18 protein-coding genes are annotated in these 20238 nt (G+C 61.9%); 5 read left to right on the top strand and 13 right to left on the bottom strand.

Annotation, left to right across the window (positions count from 1 at the left end; all coding sequences use genetic code 11):
- The first annotated feature begins 39 nt into the window (after positions 1-39).
- Complete coding sequence (locus tag HU750_RS15690) at positions 40-936, top strand: LysR family transcriptional regulator (protein WP_027594711.1); 897 nt, start codon at positions 40-42, stop codon at positions 934-936.
- Positions 937-1108: 172 nt separating this feature from the next.
- Complete coding sequence (locus HU750_RS15685; protein WP_186681019.1) at positions 1109-2404, top strand: MFS transporter; 1296 nt, start codon at positions 1109-1111, stop codon at positions 2402-2404.
- A 145-nt stretch (positions 2405-2549) separates the two neighbouring features.
- Here the strand turns inward: HU750_RS15685 and HU750_RS15680 are convergent, their stop codons facing one another.
- From HU750_RS15680 to HU750_RS15645, 8 genes are all read right to left on the bottom strand, one after another.
- Positions 2550-3419, bottom strand: coding sequence for an aldose 1-epimerase (locus tag HU750_RS15680; protein ID WP_099430228.1), 870 nt, complete (start codon positions 3417-3419; stop codon positions 2550-2552).
- Positions 3420-3444: 25 nt separating this feature from the next.
- The gene (locus tag HU750_RS15675) at positions 3445-4368 is read right to left on the bottom strand and encodes an EamA family transporter (protein ID WP_027594708.1); all 924 of its coding nucleotides are present in this window, start codon (positions 4366-4368) and stop codon (positions 3445-3447) included.
- Positions 4369-4421: 53 nt separating this feature from the next.
- A complete protein-coding gene (locus HU750_RS15670; RefSeq protein WP_027594707.1) occupies positions 4422-5702 on the bottom strand; it encodes a TRAP transporter large permease in 1281 nt (426 codons plus the stop codon).
- Positions 5703-6230 carry a TRAP transporter small permease gene (locus HU750_RS15665; protein WP_186681017.1) on the bottom strand — a complete coding sequence of 176 codons (528 nt, stop codon included), beginning with the start codon at positions 6228-6230 and terminating at the stop codon, positions 5703-5705. It abuts the gene before it with no gap.
- A gap of 66 nt (positions 6231-6296) precedes the next feature.
- On the bottom strand, positions 6297-7268 hold the full coding sequence (locus tag HU750_RS15660; RefSeq protein ID WP_027594705.1) for a TRAP transporter substrate-binding protein: 972 nt from the start codon (positions 7266-7268) through the stop codon (positions 6297-6299).
- A gap of 63 nt (positions 7269-7331) precedes the next feature.
- On the bottom strand, positions 7332-8210 hold the full coding sequence (locus HU750_RS15655; RefSeq protein WP_186681015.1) for a glucurono-1,5-lactonase: 879 nt from the start codon (positions 8208-8210) through the stop codon (positions 7332-7334).
- Positions 8211-8235: 25 nt separating this feature from the next.
- Positions 8236-9042 carry an NAD-dependent epimerase/dehydratase family protein gene (locus HU750_RS15650; protein WP_085272384.1) on the bottom strand — a complete coding sequence of 269 codons (807 nt, stop codon included), beginning with the start codon at positions 9040-9042 and terminating at the stop codon, positions 8236-8238.
- A 248-nt stretch (positions 9043-9290) separates the two neighbouring features.
- A complete protein-coding gene (locus HU750_RS15645; RefSeq protein ID WP_027594702.1) occupies positions 9291-10529 on the bottom strand; it encodes an OprD family porin in 1239 nt (412 codons plus the stop codon).
- Positions 10530-11072: 543 nt separating this feature from the next.
- Between HU750_RS15645 and HU750_RS15640 the strand changes: the two genes are divergently transcribed.
- Complete coding sequence (locus HU750_RS15640; RefSeq protein ID WP_186681037.1) at positions 11073-12293, top strand: type II toxin-antitoxin system HipA family toxin; 1221 nt, start codon at positions 11073-11075, stop codon at positions 12291-12293.
- 104 nt (positions 12294-12397) lie between these two features.
- Here the strand turns inward: HU750_RS15640 and pdxR are convergent, their stop codons facing one another.
- Positions 12398-13876 (bottom strand): MocR-like pyridoxine biosynthesis transcription factor PdxR, encoded by a 1479-nt coding sequence (pdxR, locus tag HU750_RS15635; protein ID WP_186681013.1) that lies wholly within the window; start codon positions 13874-13876, stop codon positions 12398-12400.
- 101 nt (positions 13877-13977) lie between these two features.
- Between pdxR and HU750_RS15630 the strand changes: the two genes are divergently transcribed.
- Both HU750_RS15630 and HU750_RS15625 read left to right on the top strand, forming a co-directional pair.
- Positions 13978-14439, top strand: coding sequence for a GNAT family N-acetyltransferase (locus HU750_RS15630; RefSeq protein WP_186681011.1), 462 nt, complete (start codon positions 13978-13980; stop codon positions 14437-14439).
- Positions 14440-14532: 93 nt separating this feature from the next.
- A complete protein-coding gene (locus HU750_RS15625) occupies positions 14533-14772 on the top strand; it encodes a type II toxin-antitoxin system RelB/DinJ family antitoxin (RefSeq protein ID WP_186681009.1) in 240 nt (79 codons plus the stop codon).
- A 123-nt stretch (positions 14773-14895) separates the two neighbouring features.
- On the opposite strand, the gene HU750_RS15620 is transcribed toward HU750_RS15625, so the two are convergent.
- The 4 genes from HU750_RS15620 to HU750_RS15610 form a co-directional block, all read right to left on the bottom strand.
- The gene (locus HU750_RS15620; RefSeq protein ID WP_238348913.1) at positions 14896-15198 is read right to left on the bottom strand and encodes a BRO-N domain-containing protein; all 303 of its coding nucleotides are present in this window, start codon (positions 15196-15198) and stop codon (positions 14896-14898) included.
- A 137-nt stretch (positions 15199-15335) separates the two neighbouring features.
- Positions 15336-16586, bottom strand: a complete 1251-nt coding sequence (locus tag HU750_RS15615; RefSeq protein WP_027594698.1) for a ribonucleotide-diphosphate reductase subunit beta — start codon at positions 16584-16586, stop codon at positions 15336-15338.
- A 491-nt stretch (positions 16587-17077) separates the two neighbouring features.
- On the bottom strand, positions 17078-17209 hold the full coding sequence (locus HU750_RS27320; RefSeq protein WP_256208043.1) for a hypothetical protein: 132 nt from the start codon (positions 17207-17209) through the stop codon (positions 17078-17080).
- Positions 17210-17347: 138 nt separating this feature from the next.
- Positions 17348-20227, bottom strand: coding sequence for a ribonucleoside-diphosphate reductase subunit alpha (locus HU750_RS15610; RefSeq protein WP_027594697.1), 2880 nt, complete (start codon positions 20225-20227; stop codon positions 17348-17350).
- Positions 20228-20238 lie beyond the last annotated feature (11 nt).

Below are 20238 nucleotides of genomic sequence, written 5' to 3'. Positions count from 1 at the left end.
AATCGATAATCCACAACCCCCGACATCCCAGGAGCCGGCATGGATCAGATTCACCTGATGAAGGTGTTCGTAGCAGTCGGCGAGCTGGAAAGCTTCGCCGCTGCCGCCCGCCGGCTGGACATCTCGCCCGCCGCAGTGACCCGTGCCGTCAGTGCCCTGGAAGACCAGTTGGGGGTCAAACTGCTGCTGCGCACCACCCGCAGCGTGCGCCTGACCGAAGCGGGTGGCCGCTACCTGGAAGACACCCGGCATATTCTCGCCAGCATCCACGAGGCCAATGAAGCCGCGGCCGGTATCAACGCCACGCCCAAGGGGGACTTGGCCGTTACTGCGCCGATCCTGTTCGGCAAGAAGTTCGTCATGCCGTGCATCGTTCGTTACCTGCAGCAATACCCCGAGGTCGACGTGTCTGCGTACTTCCTCGACCGGGTGGTGAACATGGTCGAGGAGGGCATGGACGTGGCCGTGCGCATCGGCCCGCTGCCGGACTCCGGCCTGAAGGCGCTGCGGGTGGGCAGGGTGCGGCGCATGCTCTGCGCCTCGCCGGACTACCTGGCGCGCCACGGCGTGCCGCAACACCCATCGGACTTGCCAGGCCATGCGGTGATCGGCACCACCAACTTGTCGCCCCGGGCCGGTTGGCGCTTCGGCGTGACGGATGAGCCGACCTTGGTCCGCATGAAACCGCGACTGACGGTGACCAGCAATGATGGGGCGATTGCCGCAGCCAGTGGCGGGCTGGGGATCGCACGGTTGCTGTCGTACCAAGTGGCAGACGAGATAGCAAACGGGCAGTTGCAGGTCATTCTGGCCGAATACGAAGAAGCCCCCTGGCCGATCCATGTGCTGCACCGGGAGAGTAAGTACGGGTCCGCCAAAGTCAGGACCTTCATCGACATGCTAGCCCATGCGCTTCGAGCCCAAGGGCTGGATTGAGGTCGTACAACCCCCTGCAATAACACCCCCTATAGATACACATCCGTTAACAATTTATGTTGTACGACGACCTACGACATGGCAATCTTGCGCCTGAAACAAATTGTCTCAATTAGCGCTGCCAGCGTTGAGGCACTCACCCGCACCTCTAAAAATAAGATTCAGGTGACCCATGAAGATCAAAGGCATCCGTTGGTGGATGGTCAGCCTCGTCACGGCTGGGCTCGTCGTCAACTACCTCGCCCGCAATACCCTCTCGGTGGCTGCCCCCACCTTGATGACCGACCTCTCCATCACGACCGAGCAATACGCCAAGATCGTCGCCGCCTGGCAGGTGTGCTACGCCCTTATGCAGCCGATCGCCGGCTGGTTTATCGACTTCATCGGGACCAAGCTCGGTTTTGCCGTGTTCGCCATGGCCTGGTCGGTGGCGTGTGCTGGCGCAGCTTTGGCCACGGGCTGGCAAAGCATGGCCTTCATGCGCGGGCTGCTGGGCATGACCGAAGCGGCCGGCTTGCCTGCCGGGGTCAAGGCCACCACTGAATGGTTCCCAGCCAAAGAGCGGTCGGTGGCGATCGGCTGGTTCAACATCGGCTCCTCGCTGGGTGCGTTGCTGGCGCCGCCTCTGGTGGTGTGGGCGATCCTGCACAGCGGCTGGCAACTGGCCTTTGTGATGGTCGGGGTGTCCGGCATCGTCTGGACGGTTTTGTGGATGCTGTTCTACAAACACCCTCGCGATCAGAAGCGCTTGAGCAGCGAAGAGCGTGACTACATCCTGTCTGGCCAGGAAGCGCACTTCAAGGCAGAGAAGCGCGAGAAGGGCGCCTGGAAACGCATCTTCAAGACCCGGAACTTCTACGCCATCGCCTCCGCGCGAATCCTCTCGGAGCCGGCCTGGCAAACCTTCAATGCCTGGATCCCGCTGTACCTGATGACCGAGCGGCACATGAACATCAAGGAAGTGGCGATGTTCGCTTGGCTGCCGTTTCTCGCGGCGGACATCGGCTGTGTGCTCGGTGGTTACCTGAGCCCGCTGTTCCACCGTCACTTGAGGGTGTCGTTGTTCACGTCGCGCAAGATGGTGCTGGTATTCGGTGCCAGCTGCATGATCGGTCCAGCGTGCATTGGCTTGGTTGAAAGCCCGTATACCGCGATTTTGCTGCTGTGCATGGGTGGCTTTGCGCACCAGACGCTGTCGGGGGCGCTGTATTCGATCACGTCGGATTCGTTCAGCAAGGACCAGGTGGCCACCGCGACAGGTATGGGCGGGATGTGCGGGTACCTGGGCGCGGCGGTGTTTACCCTGGTGTTCGGCATCCTGGTGACGCAGATCGGCTACAGCCCGCTGTTCGTGGTGCTGGCAGCGTTCGATATCGTTGCGGCGGTGCTGGTGTGGAAGGTTGCGCGTGAGGTACGGGGTGAGCCGGTCGCGCGGCAGGGCGTGGCCACCGGCGAAGTGCTGGTTTAAAGCTTGAGATCGCGGGGCTGCTCTGCAGCCCATCGCCGGCAAGCCAGCTCCCACCCGAACGGTGTAGCCTCCAAGGCTAGCGCCGCACCTGTGGGAGCTGGCTTGCGGCGATGGGTCGCAAAGCGACCCCTATACAGGCAACCCCCTACAGCGCCCGATACTGCATCTTGAACCCCAAGCTCATCGCCTCACCCTGCTGCAACAACCGCAACCCTGGCCGCCCTGGCAGGTGATGCGCGTTGATCGGGTGGCTGACCGGCTCGAAGCAGAAAAACGCCTTGCCCGGTGGGCAGAACAACAGAAAGTGTTCACACCCACTGGCCGTGCATTCCAGGGCATAGCCTGCGCTGGGCTGTTCGATCACGCAGCTGCCAGGCCAACCACCGAACGCATGATCGACCACCCTGGTCGGCAACCCGGCCGGGGTGTCGAAGCACCAGTCATCAGGCAGCTCAGCCGGGTACGAAGGCAGCCGCCCCTCTTCTGCCAGCCACACATGCTGCGCCATAGCGCTTAGCCGGGTGTCCGGATAGCGCGGGAAGTAGGGGTGCAGCCCCAGCCCATACCAGGTGGCCGTTTCATCCAGGTGGGTTACATGCAAGTCGAGGTTCAGGCACCCGTCGAGCAGGTGCACATCCAGCGTCGCCCGGTAGGCAAAGGGCAACTGACTGTCGAGCGTCAGCCGGGCACGGCGTTCACTGTGGTGGTCCACCTGCCAGGCCTGCTGCCAGGCGGTGCCATGAATCGGGTAGGGGTCGTGTGCGGTGTTGGGCGCCAACGCCAGCCAACCTTCGGGGCGCTCGAACCCCCCTTGGGCAATCCGGTTGGACCAAGGCGCCAGTGGGTAGCACGCCAGTTGCCGCGGCGTGCCGCTGGCCAGCGCGTCTTGGTCAGAGTGGCGCAGCAGCGCCTGCCCGGTCGCTTTCACTTCCCAGTTGATCAGGCTGGCGCCCAGGTCCGGCGCCAGGCTCAGGCGGGTCAGGTGGTCTTGCAGGTGCAGTTCGGTGACAGCCATCAGCGGCTCCTTTCAGAATGTTTGCTCAGCTCGCCCGGCGATAGGTCAGCAGCACGATGCCGCACACCACCACGGCACCGCCGATCAGTTGCCAGGTACTCAGGCGCTGATCCAGCAACGCCCAGCCCAGCAGCAAGGTGGCGATCGGTTCGATGTTCATCACCGGCGCGTTCTGCGCCATGTTCAGCCGGGGCACACAGACAAACAGCAGGGTGAAGGCCACGCCATACAGCACCACCAGGCTTGCCAAGGCCGCCCACCCGCTGCTGCTGGCGGGCAGCGACAGCCCGGAAGGCATCACGCCGCTTGCGCCTGCCACCAGCATGCTGGAGAACACGATCAGCAAGGTCAGCAGGCTGCGTACCGGGCCGCGTACGGCGGCCAGTTTGTGATCGGTGATCCACAGCGCGCAGGCGAAGGCGCACGCGGCGCAGAAGGCCAGGCTGACGCCCAGGGCCCAGTGCGGGTTGGCGTCGGCGCTGTCGGCCAGCCGCGCCGGTACATCCAGCGCCAGCACCAGGCCGCAGAGGATCAGGCCCATGAACAGCACGGTGCGGCCAGTCGGGCGCGCGCCGCCCAAGGCCCACGTGAGCAGCGCCAGCAACATCGGGAAGGTATTGCCCACCAGTAGCGCCAGTGCCACCGGGATGCGCGCCACCGCCGAATACAGGCACAGGCTCTGCGTGGCGATCAGCAGCCCAAGCAGTAATTGCCAGCGCCGTGTGCCGGTCGGCAGGCCCACTGCCTGGCGTTGCCACAGCAGCAGGCAGGCCAGGACCAGAAAGGTGATGCCGGAGCGGCAGAGAATCGCCAGCAGCACGCCGGTGCCGTCATCGAAGGCGATGCGTGCGGCAACGTGGTTGGCGGCGAACGAGCAGGCCAGCAGCGCCAGTAGCGCCAGCGCCAGCTTGCGAGGAAAGAGGGGAGTGGCAGAGGAGGGAACAGCCATGTGCAGGATCCATTTGCAAAAGAGGATGGGGCCGCAAGCGGCCCCATTTGGCTTTACAGCACCACGCTGGGCAGCCAGAGCGAGATGGCAGGGATGTAGGTCACGGCCATCAATACCAGGAACAACGCCAGGTAGAAGGGCAGCAGCGCCTTCACCGTCGACTCGATGCTCACCTTGCCGACGGCCGAACCTACGAACAGCACCGCGCCCACCGGCGGTGTGATCAGGCCGATACCCAAGTTCACCAACATGATCATGCCGAAGTGCACTGGGTCTACGCCGATGCCCGTGATCACCGGCAGCAGGATCGGGGTCAGGATCAGGATCAGCGGCGCCATGTCCATCACCGTGCCCAACAGCAGCAGCATGAAGTTGATGCACATGAGGATCACGTAACGGTTATCCGACAGGGTCAGGAACGCCGTGGTGATTTTCGAGGGGATCTGCATCAGCGTCATCACGTAGCCGAAGCTTGCGGCAAAGCCGATCAGGATCATCACGATCGAGATGGTGCGTACCGTGCGGTGCATCAACTTGGGCAGGTCACGCCACTTGTAGTCGCGGTAGATGAACATGGTCACGAAGAACGACCAGACCACGGCCACGGCGGCCGACTCGGTCGCGGTGAATACGCCCGACAGGATACCGCCGAGGATGATGACCATCGCCATCAGCCCCCACAGTGCCTCGCCAGCGATTTTCAGCGCCTGGCGCAGCGGGATCACTTCGCCTTTGGGGTAGTTGCGCTTTTTCGCGAAGATCAGGCACAGGCCCATCATCACCGCGCTCAGCAACAGCCCAGGCATCACCCCAGCCATGAACAGCGAAGCGATCGACACCGTGCCCCCCGCAGCCAGCGAGTACAGCACCGAGTTGTGGCTGGGCGGGGTCAGCAGCGCCTGCACCGAGCCACTGACGGTCACGGCGGTGGAGAATTCACGCGGGTAGCCTTTGCGCTCCATCTCTGGGATCAGCACCGAGCCCACCGACGCGGTGTCGGCCACCGACGAGCCGGAAATCGCGCCAAAGAACGTCGAGGCCATGATGTTGACCAGCGACAACCCGCCCCGCACGAAGCCCACCAGTACCCCGGCGAACGCCACCAGCCGCCTGGACATGCCGCCCTCGGCCATGATCGCGCCAGCCAGTACGAAAAACGGAATCGCCAGCAACGAAAACTTGTTAACCCCACTGGCCACCTGGATCATCATCGCCTGCAGCGGGATATCGATCCACCAGGCGCCGATCAGCGCAGACAGGCCTAAGGCGTAAGCCACCGGCATGCCGATCAGGATCAGCGCGATGAAACTGCCCAACAGAATGAACGCATCCATTTACGCAGCTCCTTCGCTTTCTTCAGCCAGGTCGAAACGCACCACCTTGCGGTTGCTTTGGTCGCCCAGCAGGAGTTTTTCCACGACAAAGATCAGCGTCAGCACGCCCCCCACCGGGATCGGCGCGTAAGTCATGCCCACGCGTATGCCTGGCAGAGAAGCCAGCGACTGGTTCCAGGTGGTGATGCACAGCTTGGTGCCGTAATAGGTCATGAACACGCACACCACGATCATCAGCAGTTGCACCAGCAGTGAAACCAGCTGGCGCTGCAGGGCGGGCAGGCGGTCGGTGATCATCGCCACCGCCATGTGCGCCCCCGCCCGGTAGCTGGCGGCGGCGCCGACGAAAGTGAACACCACCATCAGCAAGATCGCGACCGGCTCAGGCCAGCTGGAACCGGTGCCCAGCACGTAGCGGGCGAAGATGCCCCACGGAATGATCAGCGTCATGGTCAGGATCGACAGGCCCGCAATCCAGATGCAGCAGCGGTACAGCGTGTCGTTCACGCTCAGGAAAAGCGATTTCATAGGCATCACCAAAGCGACAGGGCGGCGGCTGCCGCACTGTCGAGGTCGTCTTGGAAGGGGCCGGTATTACTGGACGGCGTCGATACGCTTCATCAGGTCGGCGTACGGTGCGCCGTACTTCTCGCGGACCGATGCGGTGGCGTCGAAGAACGGCTTTTTGTCGACGGTGATGAACTCGACACCGGCCGCCTTCAGCTTCTCTTCGCTGGCTGCGGACTTGGCGTCCCACAGCGCACGCTCTTCCATCTGCGCTTCACGCGCGACTTTCTTCACCAGTGCCTGTTGGTCTGCGGTGAGCTTGTTCCAGGTGGTCTTGGACATCACCACCGGTTCCGGCAGGATCAGGTGGCCAGTGAGGGTGTAGTACTTGGCACTCTGGAAGTGGTTGTGCTCGAGCAGCGTCGGCGGGTTGTTCTCGGCGCCGTCGATCACGCCGGTCTGCAGGGCGCTGAAGATTTCGCCAGTGTCCATGGCAATGCCGTTGCCGCCCATGGCGTTCATCATGTCGATGAACAGTGGGTTGCCCTGCACGCGGATCTTCATGCCCTTGAGGTCTTCAAGGCTGCGCACCGGTTTTTTCGTGTAGATGCTGCGCGAGCCGCCATCCATCCAGGCCAGGGCCACCAGGTTGAATTCGGAGTTAGTGATCTTGTCGAGGATCTCCTGGCCGATGTCGCCGTCGATGATCTTGCGCATGTGTTCATGGTCACGGAACACGAACGGCATGTTGAACACGTTCACGTCCGGCACCACCGGGCCGACGATCCCCAGGCTGACGCGGGTCATTTGTACGGCACCAATCTGTGCCTGCTCGATCACTTCCTTCTCGGAGCCGAGCACCCCACCGGCGAACATCTTGAAGGTGATCTCGCCATTGCTGGCGGCTTCGAGCTTTTTGCCCATGTTCTGTTCGGCGACCACGGTCGGGTAGCCGGCCGGGTGAATCTCGGCAAACTTGATGTCCAGCGCGGAGGCCGGCATCGACAGGCTGAAGGCGAAGGGGAGTACGGCAAGGAGCAGCTTGCGTTTGAAGGTCATGGTGAAACTCCGTGGTTTTTATTATCCGGTTTCGTGTGTGCAAGTGTGTGGCAGAGCGGGGGTTCAGCCCCGGAAGGCAGGCTCCTCCAGGCCTTTGATGCCGAGTTCGAAGGCAAATACCCCACCGGCCAGCGGCTGGTCGGAGAGGTCAATGCCCGCAGGGCGGATCGACGTGACGAACAGGGTGTCCAGGTTGGCGCCACCAAAGGCGCACATGGCCGGTTTTTTCACCGGCACATTGAGCGAGCGGTCCAGGCGGCCATCGGGGGTGAAGCGGTGGACCTGGCCGGCGTCGTTGCCGCAGATCCAGTAACAGCCGTCCTGGTCGATGGCGGCGCCGTCTGGGCGGCCAGGGTAGGCATGCATGTCGACGAACAACCGCTTGTTGTGGGGCGTACCGCTGTCGATGTCGTAGTCGAATACCCAGATCTTCTGCACGTTGGGGTGCGAGTCCGACAGGTACATGCGCGTGCCGTCGGGGCTGAAGGCCAGGCCATTGGGCACGATCATGCCGTCCTGCTGCAGGTGCAGGTGCCCTTCGCCGTCATGCCGGTACAGCGCCCCGACATGGGCACCCTGCGGCATGTCCATCAACATGGTGCCGGCCCAGAAGCGGCCCTGGCGGTCGCAGCGCCCATCGTTGAAGCGCATGCCGCCCTGGGCATGTTCGACGGTGCTGAGCAGGCGGCTGTCGAGGCTGCCGTCGGCCTTGGGTTCGAGGTGGAAGATGCCGCTTTCCATCCCCGCGACCCACCCGTGTTCGGTGCGGGCGATGCAGGCGAGCATTTCGTCACCTTGCCACGCCTGCTGGGCCCCATTGGGCTGCCAGCGGTGCAGTGTGCGGGCAGGGATGTCGACCCAGTACAGGGCCTGTTCGGTAGGGTGCCACACAGGGCTTTCGCCGGTACCGTTGCGGGCGTCGACGATCAGTTCGCAGTTCATGGCCGTGCCTCCTGGCGCGCGGGGGTCAGTTGAACGGTCCGGCCACGGCGAAGGCGCCGCCCTGATAGACCATGCTCGGGTCATCGGCGGCGGGCGCCGGTTGGGCTTCGACGGCCTCGCGGAACACCTCGGAGGTGTCTTTAGGCGCATAGCCCAAGTGCGCGGCATGGCGGTTGTCCCACCACACGGTGCGGTTGTCGGAGGCGCCATAGACGATGGTGTGGCCGACGTTGGGCGTGAACAGCCCGCGCTCGATCAGCTGGACCAGGTCGTCGTAGCTCAGCCAGGTGCAGAGCATCCGCGGGTTCTGCGGTTGCGGGAACGACGAGCCAATACGAATGCTTACGGTCTCGATGCCATAGCGATCGAAGTAGAAGCTGGCGACATCTTCGCCGTAGCATTTGGACAGCCCGTAGTAGCTGTCGGGGCGGCGCGGGGAGTGGGCGTCGATGCGCTCGTCCTGGCGGTAGAAACCGATGGTGTGGTTGGAGCTGGCGAAGATGATGCGCTTGACGCCATGCTTGCGCGCCGCCTCGTAGACGTGGAACACGCCGCAGATGTTGGGGCCGAGGATGTCTTCGAAGGAATGCTCGGTGGACACGCCACCGAAGTGGATGATGGCGTCTACGCCTTCGACCAGGGCGTGGACCGCTGCCTTGTCGGCGAGGTCGCAAGCCACCACCTCTTCATGCGGGCCCGCGGCAGGTGCCATCGGGCTGATATCGGAAAGGCGCAGGACCTCGGCGTAGCCTTGCAGGCGTTCGCGAAGGACCTTGCCCAGGCCGCCTGCGGCTCCGGTGAGCAGCAGGCGATTGAGGGGAGTTGGGGTCATGGCCGGCTCGTTGTTAGTTGTTGTAGGTTGTCGTATGACTATGTGAATTATTGGCAGTGGGGTTGGCTGTTGTCAATGAGCCGTGTTTGGGTTTTACCGGCTTACGCAATCCACTGTAGGAGCGGCCTTGTGTCGCGAAAGGGCTGCGCAGCGGCCCCAAACCTGCGCAGCCCTTACCATTACTGGGGCCGCTGCGCGCCCCTTTCGCGACGCAAGGCCGCTCCTACACGGAGCGCGCTAGCCTCTTGTTACAACAGCGACAACGGATAGTTGAAGATCAACCGGTTCTCATCAAACTCGTTGTTGCTGTAATCCCGGCGAATGCTCGAGTTCCGCCACTTCACACTCAAATCCTTGAACGCCCCGCTCTGGATCACATACGCAAGCTCCGTTTCCCGCACCCACTCCTTGCCATCGGTAACCGCACCGGTGTGCACATCCTGCCCACTGATATAACGGTTCATCAGCGTCAAACCCGGCACCCCGACGGTGACAAAGTTGAAGTCATGCCGCACCTGCCACGAGCGTTCGTTGGCATTGTCGAAACTGGAGTTGTAGCTATCGTTGGCCAGCGTCCCGCCGCTGGTGCCATTGACCCGCATCCAGGTATCGCCATCGACTTTTTGCAGCCCAACCCAGAAGGTGTTGCCGCCATACTTGGCCGAGAACATCCCCGAGTAGGTCTTGTTGTCCAACTGCCCGGCACGCTCGGAGCCGTCTTCATCGCCATGGAAGTAGCCCAGGTTGGCGCCCAGGGTCCAGTCACCCACTGGCTGGCTGTGGCTCAGTTGCAGGTATTGCTGCTGGTAGACGTCCTTGAGCACCGCATTCCACAGCCCGACCAGTGTGCGGTCCTGGTTGAACTTGTATTCGCCGCCGACGAAGTTGAAGCGATCCGAAAGCGCCCCGCCATAGCTCATGTCTTCCATGCTCGCGTCATTGCGCGGGCTGTTGCCACGGAACTGCCCGCCATACAGCGTCAGCCCGGCGATCTCGTTGGAGGTGACCTGCCCCCCGCGGAACGTCTGCGGCAGCGAACGGCCATCGTCGGAGCGCAGGATCGGCAGCACCGGCATCCATTCGCCGATCTTAAGCTCGGTCTTCGAGATCCGCGCCTTGCCCGCCACCGCGAGGCGCCCAAAGTCATCGGCTGGGCGCCCATCGTCGTGGCGCGGCAGCAGCCCGGTGCCGTAGGTGCCGCCACCGCCATCAAGCTTCACCGACCACATGCCCAGCACATCCACACCGAACCCCACCGGCCCCTCGGTAAAGCCCGAGCGGGCATCGAGGATGAAGCTCTGCGTCCATTCCTCGGCCTTGCTTTGCGGGTTGCTGGGGTTGGTGAAGTTGCGGTTGATGTAGAAGTTGCGCAGGCCGAGCGTGGCCTTGGCATCCTCGACAAAGCCCGCCGCCAGCGTGGTACCCGGCAGGCTGCCGAGCATGCCGACGCCGAGCAGGGCAAAGGGAAGGGTTTGGCAGATTCTCATTATTGTTGTGCTCCACAAAAGGGTGTGGCGGCCCGTCCACCGTGCACGCGCAAGCGGCCAGCGGTAGGGGCGGGTAGGTAACGGGCCGGTCACGGCCAGGGAGGGTGAAACGGGCTTACGGCCCTAGGTGGCCGCAGGTGACGAAATCGGGAAAGGTGCAACGCGGGGGTATAGCGCGATTGAAGTCGACATGGCGATCGTCCACGGATTGTTGTTTTTGTTATGCGTTGTCGTACAACTGTGGCGATTTTTATCAAGTGGTGGTGGGGATGTCAACGCTTTGTGGTGTGATGAGGGTCAGATGTTGTCGCGGCATTCTGCGTGGTATGAGGGGTGGTGGGCTCTATACCGGGGGCCAGGGGTTCGTGTGGAGATACGATGACTGAGTCTTGTGTAGGGTAGGGGTGTCTTGATTTTCTCTAACCTCCATGACGATCAAGATCGTGTATGCGTATCTTAATTTAATTCCATTATTTTGTTGCTAAACTGATTATTTCATCAATAAGACACAGAATATTGTGATTAGGTTGGGGTGAGCGCTGGCTGTGGGGCACGCTCGTGTCCACCACGGCCGTCTCTAGCCGTCCGCAGATTGTGTTCGAGTACAGCAGCGAAGCGAAGCTGCGTGGGCTTGAGTTGTCGTCGTATGCCATGCCGTTGCAAGGTGACGCATTGCGTAGAGGCTTCCCTGCCCATCAGTCCGGTTTGCCGGGGCCTGTCTACGATGCGATGCCCGATGGCTGGGGCATGCTGCTGATGGACCGCCTGTTCAAGCGTCGTGGGCTCAACGTTGCTCGCGTAGGGCCATTGGAGCGGTTGGCTTACATCGGCAATAACGCCATGGGTGCCCTGTCGTTCGAGCCCGTTGCGGCCGAGGGGCTGCAACCTGCGGAGCATATCCCGCTCGACCTGCTGGCCGCCGAGGTACAAGAGGTACTCAAGGGGGACGGAGCCGCGTTTGTGCAGAAGCTGCTGCTGGTAGGGGGCTCCCCTCAAGGCGCCAGGCCAAAAGCCTTGGTCTATCGCGATCCGCACACGGGGGCATTTACTACCGTTGCCAGGGCAGGCCTGGAAGCTTGGCTGATCAAGTTCCCGGCGAGAGAAGAGCACCCTGAAGTCTGCGCTATCGAAATGGTCTATGCCGAGTGCCTACGCCAGTGCGGCATTGCGACGCCTGATACCCAGCATTTCAGTTTGCCAAATGGGCTGGCCGCTTTCGCCAGCCGACGTTTTGATCGCCAGGGGGATCTGCGTGTGCCGATGCAGAGCTTGGCGGCCTATACCGGCGCCGACTTCAGGTCACCCGGTGCCCTGGATTACGTCAACTTCTTGCGGGCGACTCAGCTGTGCACCAACGACCTGCGAGAGAAAGCGCGCGCCTTTGAGCGAGTTGTTTTTAACGTGGTGTTCAATAACCGCGATGACCATCCCAAGAATTTTTCCTACGTGATGTCGCGAGCAGGCGAGTGGAAACTGGCACCCGCGTATGACGTGACCTTTTGCGAAGGCCCTGGCGGTTATCATCAGATGGATGTGATGGGGGAGGCCTTGGCGATCGACCGGGAAGCGATGCTGCGCCTGGCAAGCGAAGCAGACATTACGCCGGCGGCCGCCGCCGCCATCATCGACCGCATATGCGCAGCAGCGAGTCAGTTTAGGCGCATGGCCGAGCGTATGTATCCGCAGATGATCACCCAAGACACGCTTCAAACCGTGCAAGGCCGTATCAATGAAAACAGTGCGCTGCTCCAGTCGGTGAGTTGAAGCAGCTGCAATTGCTTCTAGACTTAGCAACGGTCTCACCCTCGACCACGTCTCTGGGCGCCCCAGTACGGCACATCGATGCCTTTGTGGCGGGGGCGAGGCCTCTACTTGAGCCCCGCAAACACCTTAGCCAGCTTCCCCACCGCTACACGCATCTCGCCAGGCGTCAGCGCCGCAAACCCCATCAACAGGCCCACATCATTCCTCGGCGATGCATACAAACTGCCGAGCCCCAGCAGGTCGATCCCCGCCGCATGCGCCGCCCTCACTACCGCATCCTCTGGCAAGACCTGCACGAAGTGGCAGGGCATCTGCAGCCCCCCGGCCGGAATGCTTGGCGCCAGAAACGCCCCCAAGTGCTTGTGCACAAGCTCGGCCAGCATGTCCCGGCGCGCGGCATACAGCGCCCGCATGCTCCGCACATGCGCCGTGTAGTGCCCGCCCTCCATGAACCGCGCCAGGGTCAGCTGGGCAATGGAGGCCGTATGCCCGTCCTGCAGCGTGCGTGCACTGGTCATCGGCGCGACGAGAGCAGGCGGCAACAGCAAGTAGCCGATGCGCAGCCCGGCGAACAGCGACTTGGTGAACGTGCCGATGTACAGCGTGCGTTCATGCGGGTCCAGGCCCTGCACGCAGGCAGTCGGCCGGCCTTCGTAGTGGAACTCGCTGTCGTAGTCATCTTCGATGATCCAGGCGCGCTGCTGCCTTGCCCACTCGATGGCCTGCAGGCGCCTGTCCAACGACAATGTGGCGCCGGTGGGATATTGATGGGACGGCGTCAGAAACACCGCCCTGGCATTGGCGGCCAACGGCGCCATGCGTTCCACCTGCAGGCCGTTTTCATCCACTGGCACGGGCACGCCTTCGAGGCCTGCTGCCGCGACGGCCTTGCGCGTGCCTTGGTAGAGCGGGTCTTCGACCAGTACCTGATCGCCTGCATCCATGAGTACCTGCGCGCATAGGCTAAGCGCCTGCTGCGAGCTGGTGAGGATCAGCACCCGGTCGGCAGACGCCTGCGCGCCCCGTTCGAGGTTAAGGTAGTCAGCGATCGCGCTGCGCAGGCAGGCCATGCCCTGTGGCGCACTGTGCTCCAATGCCTGGGTGCCAAATTCCTTGTACACCTGGCGCTCCAGCCTTTCCCAGATCGCCAGTGGGAAGTGCCGGGTCTCGGCTACGCCCGGTGCAAACGGGCGCGGCCCTTGGAAATTATTCACGCCCCCGCTCTGCAGCACGGCCATCGCCCGGCGGCTCAGTTGAGGTGGCTCATCGCAGCGCGTTTCGCGTTTTTGCTGTCGCCGTGGCAGATGCCGTGCGCGTTGCGAGACGAAGCTTCCGCTGCCCACCCGACGCTCGATGAAGCCCTCTGCATGCAACTGGCTGTAAGCCGCCTCCACGGTATCCCGCGAGACGCCCAGCGACTGGGCCAATGGGCGTGAAGCCGGCAGCGATTTACCGACCGGCAGCGCGCCATCAAGGATCAATTGGCGAATCGCCCGCTGGATCCGCACATGCAACGACAACGCGCCATGGGCCGGGTCGCTCATCCAGGCTTTGACCGATTGCAGTTGTGCGTGTTTGAACATTGGTCTGGTTCGCTTGCAAAAAGTGGCGGGGCTATTCAGGCCATTCTATCGCTATAAATGCATCTGTTTTCAGACCATTCCCACATTGAAAGGGGTCCACGATGACAGCACAAGCGTTGGTTTCGGTTCGTGAGTTGGAACAGAGCGATTTTCCACAATGGTCCCCCTACTGGGACCAGTACCAAGCGTTCTACAAAGTGGAACTGAGCAAGGCCACCACCGAGCTGACCTGGGCGCGGTTTTTCGACCCGGCAGAGCCCGTGCACTGCGCCGTCGCCACGGACGGTGAGCGCATCCTCGGTTTCGTCCATTTTGTGTTCCATCGCTCGACTTGGGGGCGTAACGACTTCTGCTATCTGGAAGACCTGTACGTTTGCCCAAACGCGCGAGGGAGGCAGGTTGGCAAGCAGTTGATCGAGTACGTTCAGGGCCAGGCACGGGAGAAACAGTGCGACCGGCTGTACTGGCATACCCAGGAAACCAACCAGACTGCACAGCGGCTGTACGACTGGATTGCTGAAAAGCCGGGGGTGATCGAGTACCGGATGGCGCTGCCTGCGTAGGGCACTGAGGCCAGCAAGAGACGAGACGCGCTTGCACTGCACCGGCAAACGGTGCAGTGTAATGACGAATGTCTTTACCTGGAGAGAGCGCCCATGGCATCCATCAACGTTCGTGTCGACGATGAGCTCAAGGCTCGTGCCTATCAGGAGTTGGAACGTCTTGGTGTTACACCCTCCGAGCTCATGCGCCAAGCGCTGCAATATGTAGCCGAGCGGGGCAAACTGCCCTTTCGGCCGGTGCTGATGACCGAGGAGGATGAAGACCTGATCGCGACCGTAAGCGAGCGGCTAGCCGCCCCGCAGCGCGTGAAGGTAGAGCTGGATGACCTATAGTCTCGAGTTCGAAGCAGCCGGCCTGCCAAGCCCGCTCCCACAGGCCCCGCTGAATCACTAATGAATGGGTTGTTCTACGAATGCGGTATTGCCGAGCGCGCGGGCAAAGCTGTAGCCGCTTTTTTACACCCCATGGAGCCGCAAGGCCCGCTGGGCACTCTGCCAATACAACAACGTTGCCGACACCCCACCAGGCCAACACATCTGCCCCAGCTGCGGTACACCCTCGACATCATCAACCTGCCTATCACGAAGCATCGCCACTACCTCATGGGTCAGCCACCAGCGCAGGTGCCGGTTCTCCGGAATAGGGTGATGTGCTAGCAAGGTATGGGTCCCGGACTCGCTGACCATGGTGGTCAGCTGGTACTGACCGTTGCGCAGTAACAGCACGCTACGGTGCTGGTCTGTGTCGAGCTTTCGCATGCAGTGTTCGTCAAAGAAGTGACCGCTCAGGCGGCCGAGCGCCTTCTCGAAGCTGAGCGGTGCGCTTCATAGAAGCGTTTAGTAAAGAATAAAAAAGGCTGCCATTCGGCAGCCTTTTCGATGCTCAGCCCGGACAATCAGTCCCAGCTCAACGCCCCACCGGTCTGATACTCGATCACACGGGTCTCAAAGAAGTTCTTCTCCTTCTTCAAGTCCATGATCTCGCTCATCCACGGGAACGGGTTGGTGGTGCCTGGGTACTCTTCCTTCAGGCCAATCTGGGTCAGGCGACGGTTGGCGATGAACTTGAGGTAGTCCTCCATCATCGCTGCGTTCATGCCCAGTACACCGCGCGGCATGGTATCGCGGGCGTATTCGATCTCCAGCTGGGTCCCTTGCAGGATCATCTGGGTCGCTTCTTCTTTCATCGAGGCATCCCACAGGTGCGGGTTCTCGATCTTGATCTGGTTGATCACGTCGATACCGAAGTTCAGGTGCATCGACTCGTCACGCAGGATGTACTGGAACTGCTCGGCAACGCCGGTCATCTTGTTGCGGCGGCCCATCGACAGGATCTGGGTGAAGCCGCAGTAGAAGAAGATGCCTTCCAGCACGCAGTAGTAGGCGATCAGGTTGCGCAGCAGCTCTTTGTCGGTTTCCGGGGTGCCGGTGTTGAATTCCGGGTCGGAGATGGCGCGGGTGTACTTCAGGCCCCAGGCGGCTTTCTTCGCGACCGACGGGATCTCGTGGTACATGTTGAAGATCTCGCCTTCATCCATGCCCAGCGACTCGATGCAGTACTGGTAGGCGTGGGTGTGGATCGCCTCTTCGAAGGCCTGGCGCAGGATGTACTGGCGGCACTCCGGGTTGGTGATCAGGCGGTACACGGCCAGGGCTAGGTTGTTGGCAACCAGGGAGTCGGCGGTGGAGAAGAAGCCGAGGTTACGCATGACGATGCGGCGCTCGTCTTCGGTCAGGCCGTCCTGGCTCTTCCACAGGGCGATGTCGGCGGTCATGTTGACCTCTTGCGGCATCCAGTGGTTGGCGCAGCCGTCGAGGTACTTCTGCCAGGCCCAGTCGTACTTGAATGGCACCAGCTGGTTGAGGTCGGCGCGGCAGTTGATCATGCGCTTTTCATCGACCGCAACGCGGGCAGCAGAGCCTTCCAGCTCGGCCAGGCCTTCGGCAACGTCGAGGGCGTCAAGGGCAGCCTTGGCGCGTTTTACGGCTTCGGAGTCAGAAGCGGTAGCGGCACGGGCTTCCAGGGCGGCGGCACCGCCGGCGCTGTCGAGCTTGTCGAGGGTGGCAGCGGCGTTGGCCTGCGCAGGGGTGTTGCCTTTGGCGGCTACTTCGCCGTCTTCCTTGTCGAATTCGTCCCAGCTCAGCATGGTTTGGCTCCTGCTTGAGGGTCGCCCTCAGGCAACCGGTTGGATTTTAAGAATGTGATGCCTGACGCAAGGCCGTTACGGCGAATGGACAGCTCGAGAGGCTGACTCTCGTTACATCTGGATGTGCTTGTGCCTGGCCAGGCCTCACCGAGGGGCCAGGGACTTGAAAGGTGCCCTTTTCAGAGGGGGCGCAGTATACCGGAATTCGCCTTCGATCGGGGTGCGAGTCTGGCCGGCGAGGGTAACTTTTTCGACCGGTTTAGCGCGCATCCGTTCACCAAGGGTGTGCCGTTCGTTCGGGCAAGAGTGTAGCCGCTAAACGAAGGTTTGGCACTATATGTTGTGGTTTTTTGTTTGTTAAACACTGTATATGGGGTTTGCGCGTCATGTAGGAGCAGCCTTGTGCTGCGAAGAGGACGGCGCATGCACAGCACATTTCGCTGCCATCACCGGCCTCTTCGCAGCACGAGGCTGCTCCTACACAGTGCGTGTTAGCTGCACTGCTTGCGCAGGGTCTCGACCACATGGGTCTTGGGGTGCTTGCGTGCTTCTTCGACCGAGGTGAAGCGGCCGGTTTCAGCATTGCGACCAATTTTGCGAGTTGCCACTTTTTTCCGCGCCATGGGGTACATCCTTTTTTTGAGAGGTCCTGCTCTTTTACCGAGCCGCGCGAGCGGTGGGCAAAGGGCAAGGCTTCTCTGGAGCGCGGATACAAAAATGCCGCAAGGGGCGCTCGTGGGCACCCCTTGCGGCATCAGGCCTTACTGGCAGGCTTCGCAGTCAGGCTCGTCGATCGCACACGCCTTTGGCACAGGTGCCGGGCCGGCGGCCTGAACCGGGGCGCTGTCGCCGCCGCTGGAAACGGCGTTGAGCTTGCCGGTGTTGATGGTCGACTTCTCGGTGCTGGTCGCAGCCAGGGCACGGAGGTAGTAGGTGGTTTTCAGACCACGGTACCAGGCCATGCGGTAGGTCACGTCCAGCTTCTTGCCCGAAGCGCCAGCGATGTACAGGTTCAGCGACTGAGCCTGGTCGATCCACTTCTGGCGACGCGAGGCAGCATCGACGATCCACTTGGTCTCGACTTCGAACGCGGTGGCGTACAGGTCTTTCAGCTCTTGCGGGATACGCTCGATCTGCTGCACCGAACCGTCGTAGTACTTCAGGTCGTTGATCATCACCGAGTCCCACAGGCCGCGGGCTTTCAGGTCGCGAACCAGGTACGGGTTGATCACGGTGAATTCGCCCGACAGGTTCGATTTCACGTACAGGTTCTGGTAGGTCGGCTCGATGGACTGCGACACGCCAGTGATGTTGGCGATGGTCGCGGTCGGCGCGATGGCCATGATGTTCGAGTTACGAATACCTTTTTGTACGCGAGCACGCACCGGCGCCCAGTCCAGGGTCTCGTTCAGGTCGACGTCGATGTACTTCTGGCCACGGGCCTCGATCAGGATCTGTTGCGAATCCAGCGGCAGGATGCCTTTGGACCACAGCGAACCCTGGAAGGTCTCGTAGGCGCCACGCTCGTCGGCCAGGTCGCAGGACGCCTGGATCGCGAAGTAGCTCACCGCTTCCATCGACTTGTCGGCGAACTCGACAGCAGCGTCGGAACCGTAGGCGATGTGCTGCAGGTACAGTGCGTCCTGGAAGCCCATGATGCCCAGGCCAACAGGGCGGTGCTTGAGGTTCGAGTTACGCGCTTGCGGCACCGAGTAGTAGTTGATGTCGATCACGTTGTCGAGCATGCGCACGGCGGTGTTCACGGTGCGTTGCAGTTTGGCGGTGTCCAGCTTGCCATCGACGATGTGGTTCGGCAGGTTGATCGAGCCCAGGTTGCAGACCGCGATCTCGTCCTTGTTGGTGTTCAGGGTGATCTCGGTGCACAGGTTCGAGCTGTGGACCACGCCCACGTGCTGCTGCGGCGAACGCAGGTTGCACGGGTCCTTGAAGGTCAGCCATGGGTGGCCGGTCTCGAACAGCATCGACAGCATCTTGCGCCACAGGTCTTTGGCCTGGATGGTCTTGAACACCTTGATCTTGTTGTACTCGGTCAGGGCTTCGTAGTACTCGTAGCGCTCTTCGAAGGCCTTGCCGGTCAGGTCGTGCAGATCAGGCACTTCCGAGGGCGAGAACAGGGTCCACTTGCCGTCATCGAAGACGCGCTTCATGAACAGGTCAGGGATCCAGTTGGCGGTGTTCATGTCGTGGGTACGACGACGATCATCACCGGTGTTCTTGCGCAGCTCGATGAATTCTTCGATGTCCAGGTGCCAGGTTTCCAGGTAGGCACAGACAGCGCCCTTGCGCTTGCCGCCCTGGTTGACCGCAACGGCGGTGTCGTTGACCACTTTCAGGAAGGGTACGACGCCCTGGGATTTACCGTTGGTGCCCTTGATGTAGGAGCCCAGTGCACGCACAGGGGTCCAGTCGTTGCCCAGGCCACCGGCGAATTTCGACAGCATGGCGTTGTCGTGGATCGCGTGGTAGATGCCCGACAGATCGTCCGGCACGGTGGTCAGGTAGCAGCTGGACAGCTGCGGGCGCAGGGTACCGGCGTTGAACAGGGTCGGGGTCGAGGCCATGTAGTCGAAGGACGACAACAGGTTGTAGAACTCTATTGCACGGGCTTCTTTTTCTTTCTCTTCCAGCGCCAGGCCCATGGCCACACGCATGAAGAACACCTGTGGCAGCTCGAAGCGCACGCCATCCTTGTGGATGAAGTAGCGGTCGTACAGGGTCTGCAGGCCCAGGTAGGTGAACTGCTGGTCGCGCTCGTGGTTGATCGCCTTGCCCAGTTTTTCCAGGTCAAAGTCAGCCAGCGCCGGGTTCAGCAGCTCGAACTCGATACCTTTGGCGACGTAGGCTGGCAGCGCCTTGGCGTACAGCTCGGCCATCTCGTGGTGGGTGGCGCTGTCGGCAACACTGAGGAAGCCCAGGCCTTCGGCACGCAGGGTGTCCATCAGCAGGCGGGCGGTGACGAACGAGTAGTTCGGCTCGCGCTCGACCAGGGTACGGGCGGTCATCACCAGGGCGGTGTTGACGTCCTTGATGGCCACGCCGTCGTACAGGTTCTTCAGGGTTTCGCGCTGGATCAGGTCGCCATCGACTTCGGCCAGGCCTTCGCAGGCTTCGCTGATGATGGTGTTCAGGCGCGCCATGTCCAGCGGCGCCAGGCTGCCGTCGGCCAGGGTGATGCGGATGCTTGGGTGCGGCTCGACCACGGCGTCGGTGTTGGCGCGGGTGGCGCGCTCTTTTGCACGCTGGTCGCGGTAGATCACGTAGTCGCGGGCGACTTTCTGCTCACCGGCACGCATCAGGGCCAGTTCGACCTGGTCCTGGATTTCTTCGATGTGGATGGTGCCACCCGATGGCATGCGACGCTTGAACGTGGCAGTGACCTGCTCGGTCAGGCGCGCGACGGTGTCGTGGATACGCGACGAGGCGGCGGCGGTGCCGCCTTCAACTGCGAGGAACGCCTTGGTGATGGCCACGGTGATCTTGTCGTCGGTGTAGGGGACGACAGTGCCGTTGCGCTTGATCACGCGCAGTTGGCCGGGGGCGGTGGCAGCCAGATCCTGGTTGGAATCGGCGGCCTGCGGCACCTGGGCCTGCGGGTTCTCGCGAGTTGTGTCGGTTTGCATGGGTGGGTGTC

The sequence above is a fragment of the Pseudomonas sp. SWRI50 genome (genome assembly GCF_014269095.1).
Classification (GTDB): domain Bacteria; phylum Pseudomonadota; class Gammaproteobacteria; order Pseudomonadales; family Pseudomonadaceae; genus Aquipseudomonas; species Aquipseudomonas kermanshahensis.
The sequence above is the reverse complement of the archived record's forward strand: the minus strand, read 5'-3'. Positions and strand labels throughout refer to the sequence as shown.